The 18,942-nt window shown below is 71.2% G+C and carries 20 protein-coding genes and 1 riboswitch; of the genes, 7 read left to right on the top strand and 13 right to left on the bottom strand.

The genetic code is table 11. The annotated features are described in order from the left end of the window. Positions 1-6: 6 nt before the first annotated feature. The 5 genes from IW248_RS15245 to IW248_RS15225 form a co-directional block, all read right to left on the bottom strand. Complete coding sequence (locus IW248_RS15245) at positions 7-750, bottom strand: amino acid ABC transporter ATP-binding protein (RefSeq protein WP_196927534.1); 744 nt, start codon at positions 748-750, stop codon at positions 7-9. After that, complete coding sequence (locus IW248_RS15240) at positions 747-1,523, bottom strand: amino acid ABC transporter permease (RefSeq protein WP_124856219.1); 777 nt, start codon at positions 1,521-1,523, stop codon at positions 747-749. The genes IW248_RS15245 and IW248_RS15240 overlap by 4 nt, the downstream gene beginning before the upstream one ends. Before the next feature lie 39 nt (positions 1,524-1,562). Further along, a complete protein-coding gene (locus IW248_RS15235) occupies positions 1,563-2,471 on the bottom strand; it encodes an ABC transporter substrate-binding protein (protein ID WP_196927533.1) in 909 nt (302 codons plus the stop codon). A 100-nt stretch (positions 2,472-2,571) separates the two neighbouring features. Beyond that, positions 2,572-2,712 carry a hypothetical protein gene (locus IW248_RS15230; protein ID WP_167493100.1) on the bottom strand — a complete coding sequence of 47 codons (141 nt, stop codon included), beginning with the start codon at positions 2,710-2,712 and terminating at the stop codon, positions 2,572-2,574. A gap of 32 nt (positions 2,713-2,744) precedes the next feature. Then, positions 2,745-2,856: riboswitch (SAM riboswitch) on the bottom strand. 86 nt (positions 2,857-2,942) lie between these two features. Beyond that, positions 2,943-4,901 (bottom strand): amino acid transporter, encoded by a 1,959-nt coding sequence (locus IW248_RS15225; RefSeq protein ID WP_196927532.1) that lies wholly within the window; start codon positions 4,899-4,901, stop codon positions 2,943-2,945. Positions 4,902-5,055: 154 nt separating this feature from the next. Here IW248_RS15225 and corA point away from each other — a divergent pair, with 154 nt between their 5' ends. Beyond that, entirely contained in the window at positions 5,056-6,180 is a 1,125-nt protein-coding gene (corA, locus tag IW248_RS15220) for a magnesium/cobalt transporter CorA (RefSeq protein ID WP_196927531.1), read from the top strand. Between the two features lie 16 nt (positions 6,181-6,196). On the opposite strand, the gene IW248_RS15215 is transcribed toward corA, so the two are convergent. Together IW248_RS15215 and IW248_RS15210 are read right to left on the bottom strand one after the other, a co-directional pair. Further along, positions 6,197-6,382 carry a hypothetical protein gene (locus tag IW248_RS15215; RefSeq protein WP_196927530.1) on the bottom strand — a complete coding sequence of 62 codons (186 nt, stop codon included), beginning with the start codon at positions 6,380-6,382 and terminating at the stop codon, positions 6,197-6,199. A 196-nt stretch (positions 6,383-6,578) separates the two neighbouring features. Then, positions 6,579-7,094: a 2'-5' RNA ligase family protein gene (locus IW248_RS15210; RefSeq protein ID WP_196927529.1), complete on the bottom strand. Its 516-nt coding sequence runs from the start codon at positions 7,092-7,094 to the stop codon at positions 6,579-6,581. A 79-nt stretch (positions 7,095-7,173) separates the two neighbouring features. Here IW248_RS15210 and IW248_RS15205 point away from each other — a divergent pair, with 79 nt between their 5' ends. The 3 genes from IW248_RS15205 to IW248_RS15195 all read left to right on the top strand — a co-directional run bounded on the left by IW248_RS15205 (position 7,174) and on the right by IW248_RS15195 (position 10,225). Continuing rightward, positions 7,174-7,683, top strand: a complete 510-nt coding sequence (locus tag IW248_RS15205) for a mycothiol transferase (protein ID WP_196927528.1) — start codon at positions 7,174-7,176, stop codon at positions 7,681-7,683. A gap of 80 nt (positions 7,684-7,763) precedes the next feature. Beyond that, positions 7,764-8,171: an SCP2 sterol-binding domain-containing protein gene (locus tag IW248_RS15200; RefSeq protein ID WP_196927527.1), complete on the top strand. Its 408-nt coding sequence runs from the start codon at positions 7,764-7,766 to the stop codon at positions 8,169-8,171. Next, positions 8,168-10,225: an amylo-alpha-1,6-glucosidase gene (locus IW248_RS15195; RefSeq protein WP_196927526.1), complete on the top strand. Its 2,058-nt coding sequence runs from the start codon at positions 8,168-8,170 to the stop codon at positions 10,223-10,225. The genes IW248_RS15200 and IW248_RS15195 overlap by 4 nt, the downstream gene beginning before the upstream one ends. 49 nt (positions 10,226-10,274) lie before the next feature. Here the strand turns inward: IW248_RS15195 and IW248_RS15190 are convergent, their stop codons facing one another. Further along, positions 10,275-10,778 carry a DinB family protein gene (locus IW248_RS15190; RefSeq protein ID WP_196927525.1) on the bottom strand — a complete coding sequence of 168 codons (504 nt, stop codon included), beginning with the start codon at positions 10,776-10,778 and terminating at the stop codon, positions 10,275-10,277. 156 nt (positions 10,779-10,934) lie between these two features. On the opposite strand from IW248_RS15190, the gene IW248_RS15185 reads away from it, so the two are divergent. Then, entirely contained in the window at positions 10,935-11,831 is an 897-nt protein-coding gene (locus tag IW248_RS15185; protein WP_196927524.1) for a DUF72 domain-containing protein, read from the top strand. 36 nt (positions 11,832-11,867) lie between these two features. On the opposite strand, the gene IW248_RS15180 is transcribed toward IW248_RS15185, so the two are convergent. Together IW248_RS15180 and IW248_RS15175 are read right to left on the bottom strand one after the other, a co-directional pair. Further along, positions 11,868-12,239, bottom strand: coding sequence for a hypothetical protein (locus tag IW248_RS15180; protein WP_196927523.1), 372 nt, complete (start codon positions 12,237-12,239; stop codon positions 11,868-11,870). Positions 12,240-12,396: 157 nt separating this feature from the next. Next, positions 12,397-13,026 (bottom strand): hypothetical protein, encoded by a 630-nt coding sequence (locus tag IW248_RS15175; RefSeq protein ID WP_124821501.1) that lies wholly within the window; start codon positions 13,024-13,026, stop codon positions 12,397-12,399. Positions 13,027-13,223: 197 nt separating this feature from the next. Here IW248_RS15175 and IW248_RS15170 point away from each other — a divergent pair, with 197 nt between their 5' ends. Beyond that, complete coding sequence (locus tag IW248_RS15170; protein WP_167493101.1) at positions 13,224-13,394, top strand: hypothetical protein; 171 nt, start codon at positions 13,224-13,226, stop codon at positions 13,392-13,394. A 33-nt stretch (positions 13,395-13,427) separates the two neighbouring features. On the opposite strand, the gene IW248_RS15165 is transcribed toward IW248_RS15170, so the two are convergent. The 3 genes from IW248_RS15165 to IW248_RS15155 form a co-directional block, all read right to left on the bottom strand. Next, positions 13,428-14,291, bottom strand: coding sequence for an alpha/beta hydrolase family protein (locus IW248_RS15165; protein ID WP_196927522.1), 864 nt, complete (start codon positions 14,289-14,291; stop codon positions 13,428-13,430). Positions 14,292-14,432: 141 nt separating this feature from the next. After that, positions 14,433-15,689: an SGNH/GDSL hydrolase family protein gene (locus IW248_RS15160; RefSeq protein ID WP_196927521.1), complete on the bottom strand. Its 1,257-nt coding sequence runs from the start codon at positions 15,687-15,689 to the stop codon at positions 14,433-14,435. 198 nt (positions 15,690-15,887) lie between these two features. Continuing rightward, positions 15,888-16,586: a hypothetical protein gene (locus IW248_RS15155; RefSeq protein WP_196927520.1), complete on the bottom strand. Its 699-nt coding sequence runs from the start codon at positions 16,584-16,586 to the stop codon at positions 15,888-15,890. A gap of 277 nt (positions 16,587-16,863) precedes the next feature. Here IW248_RS15155 and IW248_RS15150 point away from each other — a divergent pair, with 277 nt between their 5' ends. Further along, a complete protein-coding gene (locus IW248_RS15150; protein ID WP_196927519.1) occupies positions 16,864-18,921 on the top strand; it encodes a DNA gyrase/topoisomerase IV subunit B in 2,058 nt (685 codons plus the stop codon). Positions 18,922-18,942: the final 21 nt, after the last annotated feature.

Genomic DNA, 18,942 nt, shown 5'->3' with positions numbered 1-18,942 from the left:
GCCGGCTCAGAGCACCTGGTCGAGGAACCGGCGAAGCCGCGGATGCGCGGCCCGCTCGAAGATCGCCTCGGGTGGGCCGGCCTCCAGCACCACACCCCGGTCCATGAAGGCCACGGTGTCGGCGACCTGCCGGGCGAAGCCCATCTCGTGGGTCACCACCACCATGGTCATCCCGGCGGCGGACAGGTCGGCCATCACCGCGAGGACGCCCTTGACCAACTCCGGGTCGAGCGCCGAGGTCGCCTCGTCGAAGAGCATCACCTCGGGCCGCAGCGCCAGCGCGCGGGCGATCGCCACCCGCTGCTGCTGACCGCCGGAGAGCTGCGCCGGCCGGGAGTTCGCCTTGCCGGCCAGCCCCACCAGCTCCAACTGGGCGCGGGCGACAGTCTCCGCCTCGTCCGACCCGAGCTTGCGCAGCCGGCGCAGCGCCAGCGTGATGTTGCGCAGCACGCTCATGTGGGGGAAGAGGTTGAACTGCTGGAACACCATGCCCACCCGCTGCCGCAGCGCGTCCGGGTCGTCGCCCAGCACGCTGCGCCCGTCCAGCAGCACGTCGCCCCGGTCCGGTTCGATGAGCCGGTTGATGGTGCGCAGCAGCGTGGACTTGCCCGACCCGGACGGGCCGATGACGCAGGCCGTCGCACCACGCGGCACCGAGAGGTCGACGCCGCGCAGCACCCGGTTCGGTCCGAAGGCGAGGTGCACGTCGCGTACGTCGAGGCTGACCGAGGTCGTCGTGGCGGCGGTCATCGCCGATCTCCTTCCGTCGCGGCGTACGACGCTGTGTCGTCGTCGTCCTCCTCGGTCGACGCGGTGGCCGGCCGACCGTTGCGCAGCCGCCTGTCGATCCAGTTGACGACGTGCGTCAGCGGAACTGTCAACGCCAGGTAACAGAGCCCCGCCAGCAGCAGCGCCGATTCGTTGCCGGTGGTGGCCGCGTAGTCCTGCCCGATCCGGAACAGCTCCCGCTGGCTGGCCACCAGGCCGAGGAAGTAGACCAGGCTGGAGTCCTTGATCAGCGCGATGAGCTGGTTGACCCAGGCCGGCAGCACCCGCCGGATGCCCTGCGGGATGATCACCAACCGCATCGCGTCGGCCCAGGAGAAGCCGAGTGCCCGCGCGCCCTCCAACTGGGCGGCCTCCACCGACTGGATACCCGAGCGGAAGATCTCCCCGATGTACGCGGCGGCGATGAGCGACAGCGCCAGGATGCCCAACGGGTAGGGATCCGGCCCCCAGACCTGCATGCCCAGCGGGGCCAGCCCGACACCGATCAGCAGGATCGTCGCCGCGGCCGGCAGTCCCCGGAACACGTCGGTGTAGACCCGTGCCGGCCAGCGCAACCAGCGGCTGCGGGAGATCCCGGCGACGGCCAACAGCAGGCCCAGCACCGAGCCGAGCAGGGCGGCGGAGACCGCCAGGATCAGCGTGTTGGGCAACCCGACGGTCAGCATCTCGGGCAGCGCCTCGCGCATCGCGTCCCAGTCGAAGAAGGTCTCCCACAGGGTGCTCAACGGATCCATCGGTCGCCCCTCCTGCCGCCCCGCTCGCTCGTCACCGGCTCAGGACGCGGCCGACGCGGACGCCGACGGTACGGCCGGCGTAGCCGGGCCCGTCGGCGTGGCCGACGCGGCCGACACCTTCACCGCGCCGCTGCCCGGCGCGAAGTCCGCCGGGATCGGTCGGCCCGGGTAGTACTGCGCCTGCAACCGGCTCCAGGTGCCATCGGCGATGACCTCGTCGAGGCCCTTGTTCAGCGCCTCGCGCAGCCTGTCGCCGCCCTTGGCCACGGCGTACGCGGTCGGTGCCGGGCTGAGCTGCTTGGCCGCCACGGTGATCTTGCCGTTGCTGTCGGTGGCGGACTTCTCGCCGATCTCTGCCGGGGCGATCCAGGCGTCGGCGGTACCGGCCTTGAGCTGGTTGATCGCGCCGTTGTAGTCCGGCACTCGCACCGGGTTGAGCTGCTTGCCGGTGGCGTAGTCGTCCTGGACGGTGCCCTGCACCACCACGACCCGCTTGCCGGCGAGCTGGTCGAAGCTGGTGATCGGAGAGCCGGCCGGGACGTCCAGGCCGAAGTAGCCGAAGTCGTAGCCGTTGCCGAAGTCGACTGTCTTCTTGCGGGCCTCGGTGATGGTGATCGAGGAACTGCCGACGTCGAACTTCCGGTTGTTGACCTGGCTGAGCAGTGCGGAGAAGTCGGTGCCGACGAACTCGACAGTGAGGCCGAGCTTGCCGGCCACGGCGGTCAGCAGGTCGTTGTCGAAGCCGGTGAACTTGCCGTCCTTGAGGTACACGTTCGGCGGGGCGTCGGTCAGCGTGCCGGCGCGCAGCACACCCGCCTGGGCCAGGCCGTACGGGTTGGCGGTGGCGTCGGACGAGCTGTCGTCGCCGCAGGCGGTGAGGGCGGTGGCGGCCAGGATCGTGGCCGCGCCCAGGGCGGCGGCGCGGGTCAGGGCAGGAAGGAATCGCACTGGTGTCTCCGAAGGGTGGTGTCTCGGCGCGCACGGACGTGCGCCACCGACGGCGCGCCCGCTGGGCGTGCCGGTGGGAAGGAGCTCGGGAAGGGGTGTGCTAGAGCGCGGTGCCGCGACGACAGGCGGCGCTGCACATTCGCATCATGTCCACGTGCCGTCGCCGGGTCAGGGCGGGCGACTGTCGACCGGTGCGGGAGGCCGCGACGTCGGTCGGTGGGGTGGTGCTGAGGATGCGCATGGTTCTCCCGGGTCTGTGCTGACCTGGGTGCCAGGCCACGCTTGCACCGACGTCGTGCCGGTGCCTGGTCTTCACCCGGGGCACCCCACCGCGGAGGAGGGTTGCCGGCCAGCGAGCCGGGGCTTCGCGCTGGCACTCATGACCTGCGCAGAGGCTAGCAGCAGGAACGGGTGGGTCGTCCAGTCGTTATGACCACGCTCACCGTGCGCGGCGGGCTGCCCGCTCGCAGGTCAGCCGGCGTGCACGTGCGGTCGACGGTGCGGGTCGGGCTCCCGGCGGCGCAGGATCTCCCGGGTCACCGAGGCGATGGCGCCCTGTCCGAACGCCAGGTAGCGCAGGAAGTTGCGAGTCGGGCCGCCCTCGGACCACTCGAAGTAGATGTGTGGGCGTCGCCGGCTGCGGTCACGGACCTCCAGCAGCAGGGCGGCGAGCGCGGTGGGCACCGACGAGCTGGCCAGGCTGAGCACCGGGAAACGGCCGTCGACCACGCCGCCGCGGACCAGCAGCGCGGTCTCGAAGTCGGACGGGTCGGTGACAGTCACCTCGACGAAGATGACGTCGCTGTCGTCGGGGAAGTCGTTGTCCGCCATGGTCTGGGCCAACTTGGCGCGGTACTCGGCCTCGTCACGCCGGTCGGGTTCGTGGGCGATGAGACGGATCCGCCGTCCGGCCCGTTCGTCGATCATCCGGGCCGCGACCGGGTCCAGCTCGACGTGGTCGACGCGCAGCTCGTAGGCCCGCATCAGCCGGGACAGCACCGACACCAGGATGATCCCGCCGATGAAACAGGCAGCGATCTTGACACCGTCCGGGCGCTCCACCACGTTCGCCAGCGTGGTGTAGACGAAGATCACCGCGATGACTCCGAATGCGACGGTGCGGCCACGCTGACGCCGCCGGAGCGCCGCGAGCGTCACCGCCGTCGCCGCCGAGGTGATCAACACCAGGACCCCTGTCGCGTACGCGCCGCCCTGCGCGTCCACGCTGGCCTCGAAGACGATGGTGATCAGGAACGCCACGGCGGTGAAGACCAGCACCAGTGGCCGGACGGCTCGCGCCCAGGTCGGCGCCATGCCGTAGCGCGGCAGGTAGCGCGGCACGAGATTGAGCAGACCGGCCATCGCCGATGCCCCCGCGAACCAGAGGATCCCGATGGTGGACAGGTCGTAGATGGTGCCGAACACCTCGCCGAGGTGGGCGTGCGCCAGGTAGGCCAGCGCCCGCCCGTTCGCCGGCCCGCCCGGCTGGAAGGCGTCCGGCGGGATGAGCACTGTGGTCGTCACGCTGCTGGTGATCAGAAAGACGCTCATGATCACCGCTGCCGTGGTGAGCAGCCGGCGCGCGCCACGGATCCGGCCCAGCGGTCGTGCCTCCGAGTCCTGCGGGTCACCCCGTACGCTCGGCATGACCGCCACCCCGGTCTCGAAGCCGGACAGACCCAACGCCAGCTTCGGGAAGACCAGCAGCGACAGCCCGACCACCAACCACGGATCGCCGTGCCCGGTGGTCAGCATGGTGGTCCAGTCGCCGACCGCGCTCGGATGCGTCACCACCCGCCACAGCGCGTCGGCCACCACCACCGCGTTCAGCGTCAGGTAGATCGCGACCAGGACGACGGCGATCCCGATGGCCTCGGTGAATCCCTTGAGGAACACCACGCCCAGCAGCGACACGAGCAGCAGCGTGACCAGCACCTCGTGCCCCTTGAGCCCGCTCGGCCAGAACGGGTTCTCGTCGATGTGCGCCGTCGCGTCGGCGGCCGAGAGGGTGATGGTGATGATGAAGTCGGTGGCCGCGAAGCCGAGCAGCACCAGCACCAGCAACTTGCCCGGCCAGTAGCTCAGCAGGCGTACCAGCATCGCGATGGAGCCCTCGCCGTGTGGGCTCTCCACCGCCACCCGCCGGTAGACCGGCAGCGCCCCCAGCAGGGTCACCAGCACCAGCACCAGCGTCGCCACCGGCGAGAGCGCCCCGGCGGCCAGCGCCGCGATGCCCGGCTGGTAACCCAGCGTGGAGAAGTAGTCGACACCGGTCAGGCACATCACCTTCCACCACGGGTGGTGCCGGTGCTCCGGCGGGCGCCCGTGCGGCCCCGGGTGCTGCACGGCCTGGTCCGAGCCGGCGGCGAGCAGCCACCCCCGCAACCGGCCGGCACGTCTGTCGACCTCCACCGGCGCGTCCCCCGTCATCCCGCCCACGGTCACCGTGAGTATCCGCCCGCCGGGCCGCCCCCGTCCGCCGGTGCGCGGAACCCAGCCGACGCCGCCGCGGGTTTCGGGCTCAGGACAGGGGGGAAGCAGCGCCCCGGGCTGGACCGGACGGCACCGGGGGAGGGGACAGGGCATGGTCGGCGGCCGTCGCTTCCGCCCGGGTGGTGGCTTCGGCCGCCAACTCGACGAGTACGAGACGACTGTCGATGTGCCGCCGTCCACGGAGCCACCCGCCCCGTCCCACGGCGGTCTGGTGGACAGCGCGGTCTACGTCCGGGGGCACCGGTTCGCCTCTCCCTCCGGCCTCGCCGAGACGTACCGCTGCCTCCAGGAGCAGGACGGCGCGATGGCCTGGATCGGGTTGTACCGACCCGACATCGACCAGATCACCTCGCTGGCCCGGGAGTTCCGGCTGCACGACCTGGCGGTCGAGGACGCGATCAACGCCCACCAGCGGCCCAAGCTGGAACGGTACGGTCACACGCTGTTCGTGGTGCTGCGCGCCGCCCGCTACGACGACCTCCGGGAGGAGGTCGAGTTCTCCGAGCTGCACCTGTTCATCGGGCCGGGCTTCGTGGTCACCGTCCGACACGGTGAGGCGCCCGATCTGGCCGCGGTGCGTCGGCGGATGGAGACCGAGGCGCAGATGCTCGCCCGGGGCTCGGAGGCGATCCTGTACGCGATCCTCGACCAGGTCGTCGACGGGTACGCGCCGGTGGTGGCCGGGCTGGAGAACGACATCGACGAGATCGAGACCCAGGTGTTCGGTGGCGACCCGAACGCCAGTCGCCGCATCTACGGCCTCAGCCGCGAGGTCATCCAGTTCCAGCGGGCCGCCCGCCCACTGCTCAGCGTGCTCGACGCGCTGGCCGTCGGCGCGGGTAGCGACGACGAGGAGCTGCGCCGCTACCTGCGCGACGTGACCGACCACCTGACCCAGGTGGTGGAGCGGGTGGACGGTTTCCGGCACCTGTTGCAGAACATCCTCACTGTCAACGCCACCCTCGTCTCGCAGCAGCAGAACGAGGAGATGCGCAGCCTCACCGCGGCCAGCTACAGCCAGAACGAGGAGCTGAAGAAGGTTTCCTCCTGGGCGGCGATCCTCTTCGCTCCCACGCTCATCGGCACCGTGTACGGCATGAACTTCGTCCACATGCCAGAGCTGAACTGGCGCTTCGGCTACCTCTTCGCGCTGCTGTTGATGCTGCTGGTCTGCGGCACCCTCTACGTGATCTTCAAGCGGCGCGGCTGGCTCTGAGCCGGGCGGCCGGGATTCACTCGATGCCGCGCAGGATGTGCCGTTCGTCCTCGACGTCGTCGTCGCCGGCACCGATGCGGCCGAGCAGCACGGCGGCCGCCCAGATCGTCAGTGGCGTGGCCGCCCCGGTCAGCCCGCCGCCGGTCCGGTCGTCCCGGGTCTGGCTCCGCTCCGTGCGCGGTGGCCTGCGCTGAGCCTGCATGGGCCCTGCCTCTCCTCGTCGAAGCCGCCGTGGGCGGCGCGGGACGGACCCGCGCCACCGGCCGGGCGAACCGCCTGCGAGCAGCACGCCACCGGTACGACAGCCACTCGAACCTTCCCACGTCCGGCCACATCCGCACCGCTTGTTTTCGGGTTTCCGACTGTCGCCCGCCAAACCGGACATTACGGGCCGACGGTCAGGGCAGCGGGTGGGCGATGCCGCGGGCGTGGTCGGTGAGCGCCGCGCCGACCACTGTCGCGGCCAGCGGTAACACCTCCAGGCAGCGGCGCACCGCGGCGGCCATCAGCGCGTTCGGCACCCGCATGGAGAGCGTGCAGTGCGGCACCCAGCGCCCCGGCTGGTAGTGCTCAGCGAGGGGGATGCCGGCGGCGGCGAGTCGGTCGTGCACCAGCCGGTGGTGCGCCAGCAACTCCTGGGTGGGCGCCGGGCCGAGCCAGAGCACCCGACCGACGAACTGGCCGGCATGCTGGAAGTCGAGCCGCAGTGGGGCGGCCACCACCGTCCCCTGTAGCGCCTCGGCGACCCGCTCCGGATCGAAACGGGGCGCCACCGTGAGCGAGACGTGCGGACGGTGGCGCTGCTCCAGCAGTGAGCGCATGCTCTGCACGCCCTCGGCCTCCAGCGCGTCCCAGAGCACCCGGATCCGGCGGGTGGCGTCCGGGTCCAGGTACAACTCCACTGCGGCGACCATTCGATCACCGTAGCGACCGAGGTTTGCGCGCCCGGATCCAGCGGTACCTGGTCGGAAAGCGACAAGGAAGGCGTACCCAGTGGATGTGAGTGACCTGCTGACCGAGGCGTACGACCGGCTGCCCGACCTCGTTCGCGCGGCCGTCGACGGCCTCAGCCCCGAGCAACTGCGCGACCAGCCCGGTCCGGGCGCCAACACTGTCGGCTGGCTGGTCTGGCACCTCACCCGGGTGCAGGACCACCACGTCGCCGACCTGCTCGACGCCGAGCAGATCTGGGTGAGCGGCGACTGGGCGGGTCGGTTCGGGCTCGCCGCCGACCCCGACGACACCGGCTACGGGCACTCGCCCGCTCAGGTCGCCTCGGTGCGGCCGGAGAGCGGGCAGGCGCTGATCGACTACTACGGGGCGGTCGCGGCGCGTACCGGAAGCTTCCTGGCCGGCCTGGGCCCGGCGGACCTGGACCGCGTGGTCGACGAGGGGTGGGACCCGCCGGTCACCCTCGGCGTCCGGTTGGTCAGCATCGTCGACGACGACCTGCAACACGTGGGCCAGGCCGCCTACGTGCGCGGCCTGATCGAGGCCACCTGACGCGCTCCTCACCCGTTTCGGGTGAGCCGCGCTCACCCCGGCGCGGGTGATCCTGCGGGAAACCGTGGGGAGGGGACCCGATGGGCGCGACGGCGGAGCAGTACCTGCGACAGCTGGACACCGGTCGGCGGCCCGACCTGCCGGAGACCACCGCGGGAACGCTGCGGCTGGATCTCCGTGACGACGGCAGCACCGATCACTGGTACCTGACCATCGCCGACCAACACGTCCGGGTGACCCGCTCGGCCGACGACGCCGAACTGGTGGTGCGGGCCGACCGGGCGGTCTTCGACCGGATGGCCCGCGGCGAGCTGCACCCGGGCGCGGGCCTGCTGCGCAACGAGCTGACCGTGCACGGCAACATGCGACTGCTGATGCTGCTGCGGCGGATCTTCGCCGGGCCGGACGGCGCCCGCCATCCGCACGAGCTGGGCCGGGCCGCGTTGGTTGGCCGGGCCGCGTCGACCGCTCGGGATGAGCGGTCGTGAAGCAGGAACTGGTGCACGTCATCGCGGGCAACCTGTTCGCCATCAGCGATGCCCAGGGCGACATCGAGGCCGATCCGCAGATCCCGGTCGGACTCTTCGCGTACGACACGCGCTTCCTGTCCCACTGGGTGCTCAGGATCGACGGTGAACGGATCAATGCGCTTGCCCGCGACGACCTCACGTACTTCGAGACCCGGTTCTTCCTGGTCCCCGGTGCGGCGAGCCACTACGTCGACGCCGACATGTCGATCATCAGGCACCGCTCGATCCACGACTGTTTCCACGAGAACATCACAGTGCTCAACCACTCGTCGCAGCCCGCCGAGTACACCGTCCGGATGGAGATGGCCAGCGACTTCACCGACATCGTCGAGGTCGGGCAGCTCCGGCAGCGGGCCGTCGAGGTCACCGCCGACACGGCGGGCCAGCGGCTCGTGCTGCGCTACCAGCGGGACCGGTTCGTCCGCGAGACCACAGTGCGCAGCACCGTCCCCGCCGAGGTGGACGAGCGGGGAATGACGTTTCGGATCCGGATCGAACCCGAGGGGAAATGGGAGACCGACCTGCACGTCAGCGTGACCATGGGCGGCGAGGAAGGCCGGGATCTCCGCGCCGACCTGCAGTCGCACCAACAGACCGTGCGGACGGGGATGCGCGAGGAGCTGGCGCAGTGGCTGGACCGGGCGCCGCAGCTGGTGGCCGAACGCAATGGCCTGGAGGAGCTCTACGAGGGCAGCCTCGCGGACCTGGAGGCACTGCGGTACAAGCCGTTGTCGTACCGCGAGCGGGTGCCGATCGGTGGTCTGCCGTGGGCGATGGGGCTCTGCGGACGGGACGCCCTCATCACCTGCCTGCAGACGATGGCGTTCACCCCCGAACTGGCCCCGGCGACGCTACGGATGCTGGCGCTCATGCAGGGCGGTCAGCTCGACGACGCGCTGGACGAGGAGCCCGGCAAGATCCTGGCCCAACTCCGGTACGGCGAGACCGGGGCGTTCAGCGACCGGACGAGCGCGCTCTACTACGGCGCGGCGGACACCACCCCACTCTTCGTCGTGTTGCTTGACGAGTACGAGCGCTGGTCCGGTGACGCGGACCTGGTCCGCGAGCTGCGCCACCCGGCCCGGATGGCGCTGGACTGGATCGACGAGTACGGCGACCTGACCGGGGACGGCTACGTGCGCTACCAGCGCCGCAACGAGCGCGACGGCACGATCAACCAGTGCTGGAAGGATTCCCCGGACGCCATCGTCGACGCCCACGGTCGGCAACCCGCCTTCCCTCGCGCCACCTGCGAGTTGCAGGGCTACGCGTACGACGCGAAACGGCGGGGCGCCCGTCTGGCCCGGGAGTTCTGGGGCGACCCCGCGTACGCCGACCGGTTGGAACGGGAGGCGGCAGCGCTGAAGGAGCGCTTCAACCGGGACTTCTGGTTGCCACAGGGGGAGTACTACGCGTTGGCGCTCGACCCGTACGGCGAACCGGTCGACGCGTTGACCTCCAACATCGGGCACCTGCTCTGGAGCGGGATCGTCACGGACGACCGCGCGGAAACGGTCGCCGAGCACCTGGTCGGGCCGCGACTGTTCAGTGGTTGGGGGGTACGCACGTTGGCCACGGAGCAGCGCACGTACAACCCGGTGGGCGCACACCTGGGCGCGGTGTGGCCGTCGGACAACGCGCTGATCGCCGCCGGGTTGCGTCGCTATCGTCTCGACGCGCAGGCGGCCCGGATCGCGGCCGGCATCTTCGACATGGCACAGACGCTCGGTGGCGAGGCGCCGGAGGTGATCGCCGGCTACGAGCGCAGCCTGACGACCTACCCCGTCCGACTGGCGATGAGCTGCCGCCCGCAGGCGTGGTCGTCGGGAGCGCTGCTGATGCTGCTCGGCACCATGCTGGGGCTGCGACCCACCGGCGACAACCTGCTGGTGAACCCGGCGGTGCCGGAGGGGTTCGGTCGGCTGGAGCTGCTGGACATCCCGGGCCGTTGGGGTCACTCCGACGCGTACGCGAGAGACCGGACCACCGAACGCCAGCGCCGCCTGCGCTGAGGCCGAGAAGCAGCGCTCAGCCCGCCACCGGCGGCGCTCCGAGCCCAGCTCAGCCCATGGTCCTGGCGCCGTCGATCGACTCCCGCAGGATGTCGGCGTGCCCGGCGTGCTGGGACGTCTCGGCGATGAGGTGCAGCAGCACCCGGCGGACCGTCCAACTCGCCCCCGGCTCGAACCAGGGCGCCTGCGGCAGCGGATGCGCCGCGTCCAGGTCGAGGGTGGCGATCAACTCGTCCGTCTGGCCGGCCACCGCCTGGAAGCGCTCGACCAGCCCGGCGAGGGTCTCGCCCGGCGCCATCTGGAACTGACCGACCCAGTCGACCTCCTCGCGACCCATCGCCTCCGCGCCACCCACGGCGAAGAGCATCCACCGGTGCTCCACGCCGGCCACGTGCTTGATGAGGCCGCCGAGGCAGAGGCCGCTGACGGTGGGGCGGCTTGCCGCCTGCTCGTCGGTGAGCCCGTCGACGGTCTGCAACAGGAAACCGCGGTGCCTGCGGAGCGCCTGTAGGAGATCGGTGCGCTCACCCGTGAGCTGCTCGATGCTGGTCATGCCGCCACCCCTCGTTGATGTCCACCCGAGGCCACCGTAGGGCGAGGCACCGACACTTCCCGGGCACGACACCGCACTTTCCGGGCACAGCACCCAGGTCGACGGATGACCCGCCAGCGGTTGCCGATCCGCGCCGGTGGCGGTCCACTGAATGACATGGGTGTGATTAAGGTGGGCACGTCGTCCTGGGCGGACCAGTCCCTGCTGCGCTCCGGGTGGTACCCACGCTCGGCCAGCACGCCGGCCCGTCGGCTGGGCTTCTACGCCAGCCAGTTCCCGATGGTCGAGGTGGACACGTCCTACTACGCCATCCCGGTGCCGGAGACGACCCAGGGTTGGGTGGACGCCACACCTGACGACTTCACCTTCGACGTCAAGGCGTTCAGCCTCTTCACCGGCCATCCGACGCCGGTCGCCGTGTTGCCCCGGGACCTGCGACCGGCCGCCGGCCCGAGCCGGATCCGCCGCCGTGACCTGCCGGAGCGGGCGTACGACGAGCTGTGGGCCCGGTTCCGCGCGGCCCTCGACCCGATCGCGGCGGCCGGCAAGCTCGGTGTGGTGATGTTGCAGTTCCCCCCGTGGCTGGTGCGCAGCCCCGCTGCCGAACGCCGGATCGTCGAGCTGGCGCAGCGCTGCCGGCCGTGGCGGGTCGGTGTGGAGTTGCGACACGGCTCCTGGTTCGACGACGACGCCGCGGCGGACACTCTGGACCTGTTCCGCGCCCACGACCTGTCAGTGGTCTGCGTCGACATGCCACAGGGGCACCCGTCGTCGGTGCCCCCGATCCTGACCATGACGGCGGAGCCGGCGATCGTCCGGTTCCACGGTCACAGCGACGCCTGGGGCGAGGGGGGCGACAAGCAGGACAAGTTCCGGTACGCGTACGCCGAGGACGAGCTTCGGCACTGGGCCGGACTGCTGGCCGAGTTCGCCGGTCTCCCCGACGAGCTGCACGTGCTGTTCAACAACTGCTGCGCCGGGCAGGCCCAGCGCGACGCCACCCGGCTGGCGCAACTGCTCGCTGAGACCATGCTCGTCGAGCAGGCCGTCTGATCGCCGCACGGGCCGCCCGGCCTGGCGAGGGTCCGCTCAGGACCGCCGTCCCCGGCTGCGTAGCGCGTCCTGGGTCGACTCGCCGATGTCCGCGTCGTCGGGAAACGTGCGGCCGCTGGGGGCGGGATCGGGTGGGGCGCCAGGTCCGGCCATCGTCGTGCGGGTCGGCTCGACCGAGCCGAAGCCGTGGCGTCCCGCCGGGTCCGTCCGGCCCGCCGGGGCACCCGCGCGCCGCTCACCGCGCCGGCCCTCGGGCACCGCCGTCTCCTCGCTACCCTCGTCCATCGGTGAGTCGTTGTCCGCGCCCCAGGGGGCGTCGGCGTCGAAGCCGTCGCCGGTTCCCCATGGCTTGGTCGCCTCCGGCTCCAGCCGGTCGTTGTCACCGCTGCGTCCCTTGTGCGCCGTCATGGCCACCCCGCTCGTCGGTCCGCCGCTACCGGCGGACGATGTGCCGTTCTCGGGGCGGGACTGCCCGCCCGACCTCGTCGCATCGCTCCGGTACGTGCGCAGGGCCGGCCAGCGCCCCGCCGTCGAGGTGGCGGCGGGACGACGGCCGGCCCGACGTTCAGCGTCCGGCCATCGCCATCGGCCGCTTGCCGTTGCTCATTCCCGCCATCTTGATCATGCCCTTCGACGCGCCCTTCATCCCACCGGCGCGACCGAGCATCCCGCGGAACACCTGGCCGGGCTTCTGCTGCTCACCCATGTACGCGGTGACCACGACCAGGGTCCCGGTCAGCGCCGGAATGGCCCACTGGAGCAGCTTCATCTGCCGCTGCGACGAGGCCACACTGGCCGGGGTCTGGTGGTTCGGCTCGGTGGCGCCGCTCACCGACGGGCCACCGGCCTTCTCCAACCGCATGCCGACCAACCGGCTGTAGCCGGTGACCGCCAACGCGCCGATGGTCAACGCGGTCTTGATGGCGCTTGCCCGGCCGACGCCGGACTGTGCCGCCACCCGTGGGCTCTCGGTCACCAGCTCGCCGACGGCGCCGGCCAGGTGAGCGCCGATCGCGGCCGCGTTGACCGGAGTCCACTTGGACCATCCGGCCGAGGCGACCGGAAGTCGCTGGGTCGAGTCGCTGATTTTCGCCGCTGCGCCGTTGACGCCGAAGGCACCCATGAGGGAGCCGCCAAACCAGGCCGCCAGGCCCAGATCGTGCATCGAGCGCAGTGCGGTATGCCGTTCGGACATGTGATCCCCTTCCGCCGTGTCGGGCGGTGCGGCTTACCCGCCGGTCGGGTGGCTAACCCCGCCCCGGGCGGGCCGATCCGCGCCGTAGCCGGCAGCTACGGGACATCCGTGCCGTCGGCGGGTCGGCGTCGCCCGGGCAGGAGTCGTTCGCTCGGTGGCGGGTAGATCCCGAGCGACGCCGACGAGAGGGGAACGCGATGTCGCAGCCGGACGAGAGCCGGGAGAAGACCCCCAAAACAGACGCGGTGCTCATGCACCCCGACAACGACCCACACCGGAACACCGCCGAGGTGGCGCCCCGCAAGGAGCACGCCGAGATCCGGGTCGAGCGCGACGGTGAGCTGGTGCCGCTGGACCAGGACGAGTGAGCCGAGGGGTGCCCGCCGACCGGCCGGTACGGCTCAGCGGGGCGGCAGGTCGCCGACGAAACCGGCGATCCGCCGCGCCAGCGGGGCACCCGTGCGGACCCAGGTGAAGTGGTCCAACGTCGCCCCGGCCTGCGCCACTGTGTACCGCTCCCGGGTCACCGGCGCGCTGTCGAGCTTCGCGCAGAGGTGGTCCATGGTCTCGTGCGGGGTGAACTGGTCGTCGTCCACACTGACGGCCAGCACCGGGGTCCGCACCGCGTGGACCGCCGCCTCGGTGTCCGTACCGTCGAGCCGGGGGAACCGGCCGGTCCGCGCGGTGTACGCCCAGTCGCGGATCACCCCGCGTGCCTGCCGACCGCCGAAGCCCCAGCCCGGCCAGACCCCGAGCAGGGCCGCCGTGGCGGCGATCCCCTGGGTATAGGGCAGCACGCCGAGGCCGCGCCGGCCCGGGTAGGTCCGCCAGTACGGGATGCCGACCGCGATCAGCGCCAACCCGTCCACCTCGTCGCCGCCGTGCAGGGCGAGGTGCAGCAGTGCGGCCTGCCCGCCGAGCGAGTGCCCGAGAAGCAGTCGGGTGCGACCGTCCAGTCGCGGTTTGAGAGCGGCCTGGACGGCGCCGACGTCGTCGGCCAGTTCGGCGTAACCGTGCCGGTCCGCCCGACTCGGCGCGGGCGTGCTCTCCCCGGTGCCGCGCAGGTCGGCCACGACCACGGCCAGCCCGGCGGCGCGCAGCGCGGCGGCGAAGGGCCGGTAGTACCGGGCCCGGACCCCCATCGCGGGCCAGATCACCACCACCGGCGCGCCCGTCACCCCGGCCGGCTCCGGGTAGACCTGGACACCCAGCCGGCCACGGTCGACGTCGACGAACTCCTGCGCGTACTCCGGGTCCCCGTTCACCGGCTCAGCCTACGGCCTGACGTTACCGGCGGGTAGCACCAGGCGGCCGGGCGGCTGCCGCGCCGTGCGGGTGCGCCGCGCGCTCGACGGACGCGACGGAGGGCCCCGCCGAATGGCGGAGCCCTCCGATCGGCGCTGCGGTCAGGAGACCGCGATCGCCCCGTTGCTGGCCCGCACGCAGGCCACCGAACGGGCACTCGTGGAGGCCGCGCCGCTCAGGCACTGGCCGAGGACCTGGTGCCCGGTGGCGTTCGGGTGCCACGACTCCTGGCAGGTCTGGAAGTAGCTGACGCAGGTGTTGGCGATCCGCTGGATGGCGATCTTGTCCTTGCCGGCGAGGCTGGTGACGAAGGTGCCGGTCGCGCCGTCCTGAAGCCGGATCGGAGTGGCCAACGCGCCGCTCGGGCTGCTGGTCTGCTCGCAGAGCCGGGCACCGTTGAAGGCCTGCTGCACGTTCAGGTACACCAGGTCGTCGGCGGGGAACTCGGCGGCCAGCGTGTCCCGGGTGGACTTAACGATGCCGCCCAGACCCTGGGAGAAGCGGTGCCCCGGCGCCAGGCTGGCCCGGTGGATCGGGCAACCGGCCGCGTACCGCTCGGCACCCAGGTCACGGAACTTGTCCCGGGTGTCGTCGCGGCTGTCCTCCTCGTGGAACTGCGGGTTCAGGTCCAGCGGCAGCGGGTTCGTGTAGTCCTGGAACACCACCCGGTGCTGACCGTCCGCGTCCACCTGGTCGAGGGTGGTCAGGATCTGGCGTACGGCCGCTGTGGTCTCTGCGGTCGCGGCGCTGATCTGCGCGGCGGTGGCCAGGTCGGCGTCGCTGCACGGCTTCTGCTCCACCGGGCCGTTCAGGTACGCCCAGAACTCCCACCAGCCCGTCCACGCGTCGGCGATGAACCGGTTGGCGCACTTCTCCGCGACGCTGCCGAAGGTGAACGAGCTGTTGTTGGAACCGAGGCCGATCAGCACCAGGTCGATGTCCTGGGTCTGCGCGACGGCACGCAGTTGGCTCAACTGCGAGGCCACGGTACGACCGTTGGTCCGCGCCTGGGAGGCGTTGGCGATGTCGTGTGGCTGACCACCGGAGCAGGCCAGGTTGAACCGGTTCTGGATGCCCGGCAGGTTGGCCTGGTTGAGCGAGGCGTTCGCCGAACGGTGGCAGAAGAACGCGTTGTTGTTCGCCCCCGTCCAGCCGGGGAAGCCCTGGCTGACTCCGTTGACGTCGACCACCGGGGTGTACGCCCCGGCGCCCTCGCCACTGATGAAGCTGTCTCCGAGTGCCACCGCGGCGGTGGGCAACGCGGCGGACGCGGGTGCGGGCAGCGCGACGGCGGTCGACAACGCGGCCATGGCGATCGTTAGTCCCGCGACGAGCGCGGTACGGCGGAACCTGGGCATGGGGCCCCCATCCATCGAAAGATGAAAGATTCTCTGAGAGCGCGATCAGATCACCCCTGCGCGACAGGCGTCAATGGCCCGTAACAGATTCGTTCGACGAAAGACACGCGCCCGTAGACATGACGGGCTACCGCGTCGAGACAGGACCCGCGCTCCGGGTTGTCGACCCCACCGACCCGCGCCGCTCGGCGCAGGGAGTCAGCGGCCGGCCGGGCGGTCGCGGCGGCGCAGCACGGCCGCACCCACGGCGTTCAGCCCGACACCCCAGATCAGGAGTACGCACAGCCACTGCGCCCACCGCAGCGCGCTCATCTCTCCCGAGAGCAGGTTGCGCACGCTGCCGAGCGGGGTGAGCCACGGCTGCGTCGGACGGAGGGCGTCCACGGCGCCCAGCAGCGCGAACAGCCCCAACGGCAGGACGATCGTGGCCAGGAACGCCACCACCACCGAGCGCAGCAACAGGCCCAGCCCGGTGCCGACCAGGCCGGCGACGATGTGCACCAGCACGCTGCCCACCGCCACCGTCCCGGCGAACCGCCACGGCTCGTCGGCCACGTCTGCCGGGGTGAGGGCCAACGTCGCGGCGCAGATCAGCACACCGACCACGCCGACGACGACCGCCGGCAGCACCACCGCGAGCACTGTGGGCAGGACCGGGACGCGGACGGACGCCCGGCGCAGATCGCGGACCAGCAGAATGCCGAAGAGCGGGGTCGCGACCGACATCAGGCTCTGCACCGTGTCCGAGAGCTCGGCGAAGGTCCGGTCGGCGGGAGTCGCCGCCGCGACCGACGCCACGGCGGCCAGCAACCCCGCCACCAGGGTGCCCACCAGCAGCCACCGCCGCGCCGGCGTACCGAGGGAGCGCCGCAGCGCGTCGCGAATCGTCTCGTCCACCTCGACCGCCTCCTGATCTCCTCGACCCGGCCGGCGTGCACCCCGCGCGCAAACCGGCCGCGATCATGGTCGAGCGTACCGATGGCGCTGTCTCTGCGTGGTCCCGTGATCACCCACCGGTTGTTCGTTGGCTCACGTCTGGACGGCCGCGCGCGGCGGGTCGCGTAGGTCCTCCGGTGGTTGTCCTAGCCTCGGGCTAGGCTCGCTGCGGCGCGCCACGCCGGCTGATGTCGCCGGTAACCGGCAGCACACCGCCGAGACCGGGGAGTACGACCAGTTGACCGCAGAGCCTGACACCCTGTACGGGGCCGATGACCTCACCCACCTTGAGGGGCTGGACGCTGTCCGCAAGCGGCCCGGCATGTACATCGGTTCCACCGACAGCCGTGGCGTGGGTCACCTCGTCAACGAGATCCTCGACAACTCCACCGACGAGGGTGTCGCCGGTCACGCCGGCAACGTCGAGGTGATCCTGCACGCCGACGGCTCGGTGCAGGTCGACGACGACGGCCGGGGCATCCCCACCGACGTGCACGCCAAGTCCGGCATCTCCGGCGTCGAGCTGGTGCTGACCCGGCTGCACGCCGGTGGCAAGTTCGGCGGCTCCGGCTACAAGACCTCCGGCGGTCTGCACGGCGTTGGCGCGTCGGCGGTCAACGCGCTGTCCCGCCGCTTCGACGTGACCGTCCGTCGGGCCGGCAAGGTCCACGCGATGTCGTTCCGGCACGGCGTCCCGGGCATCTTCGACGGCGACGGGCCGGACGCCCGCTTCACCGCCGGCCCCGGGCTCCAGGTGATCGGCGCGATGAAGCGCGGCCAGCGCACCGGCACCTCGATCCGCTGGTGGCACGACGCCCGCTACTTCGAGACCGGCGCGGCGCTCGACGTCGACGCCGTCCGGATGAAGCTGCGCAACACCGCGTTCCTCGTCCCCGGCGTGACCTACCTGCTCCGCGACCTGACCGGCGAGACGCCCGCCGAGGAGCGGTTCCACTACCCCAACGGGCTCAGCGACATGGTGGAGTTCCTCGCCCCGGCCGGCGACCGGCCGGTCTCCGGCACCCTGCTGGTCAACGGCGAGGGCACCTACCGGGAGAACGCCGCCGACGCCAACGGCGTCATGCAGTCCAACGTGCAGCGGCGCGCCGAGGTCGAGGTGGCGTTCCGGTGGGGCACCGGTTACGAGCGCACCGTCGAGTGCTTCACCAACACCATTCGCAACGCGCACGGCGGCACCCACCGCAAGGGCTTCGAGCGGGCCCTCGTCCGTGCGCTCGCCGACGCGATCCGTAACACCCGCGGTCTGCTCAAGGCCAAGGAGGAGCCGCCCACCCTGGACGACGTCCTGGAGGGAATGACCGCGGTGGTGCACGTGCGGATCCCCGAGCCGCAGTTCACCTCGCAGACCAAGGACGAGCTCTCCACCACCGGCATCACCAAGGTTCTCCAGTCCCTGGTCGACGCGCACATCAAGGCCTGGCTGGAGGACCGGCGCACCAAGGCCGAGGCGCGCACCGTCCTGCAGAAGATCGTCGACGCCGCCCGGGTGCGACTCACCCAGAAGCAACAGAAGGACGCCGCCCGGCGCAAGACCGCCCTGGAGGGCGCGTCCATGCCGCCGAAGCTGGTCGACTGCCGGGCCACCGGCATCGATCGCAGCGAGTTGTTCATCGTCGAGGGCGACAGCGCGTTGGGAACGAGCCGAATGGCCCGTTCCTCGGAATACCAGGCGCTGCTGCCGATCCGCGGCAAGATCCTCAACGTGCAGAAGGCCAACCTCCAGCAGGTTCTGGACAATGCCGAGTGCGCGGCCATCGTGCAGGTCCTCGGCGCCGGCTCGGGGCGCACCTTCGACCTCTCCGCGCTGCGCTACGGCCGCGTGCTGATCATGGCCGACGCCGACGTGGACGGCGCCCACATCCGTACGCTGCTGATCACCCTGTTCGCCAGGTACATGCGGCCGCTGATCGAGGCCGGCCGGCTCTACGCCGCGATGCCGCCCCTGCACAAGATCACCACCAGGGGGCGCAGTCCGCAGACCGTCTACACCTACACCCAGGCCGAGATGGAGACGACTGTCCGCAAGCTGGAGAAGTCCGGCAAGCAGATCGTCACGCCCATCCCACGGTTCAAGGGTCTCGGTGAGATGGACGCCGACGAGTTGTGGGACACCACGATGAACCCGGCCACCCGTGCCGTCCGCCGGATCACCCTCGACGACGTCGACGCCGCCGAACGCATCCTCGAACTGCTGATGGGGGAGAAGGTCGAGCCACGCCGCAACTGGCTGATCGACTCCGCCGACCGCGTCGACCGGGATGCGATCGACGCATGAGCGCCCGTTCCGTTTCGATGG

The organism is Micromonospora ureilytica (assembly GCF_015751765.1).
Classification (GTDB): Bacteria; Actinomycetota; Actinomycetes; order Mycobacteriales; family Micromonosporaceae; genus Micromonospora; species Micromonospora ureilytica.
This window is presented reverse-complemented; position numbering and strand designations above follow the sequence as displayed.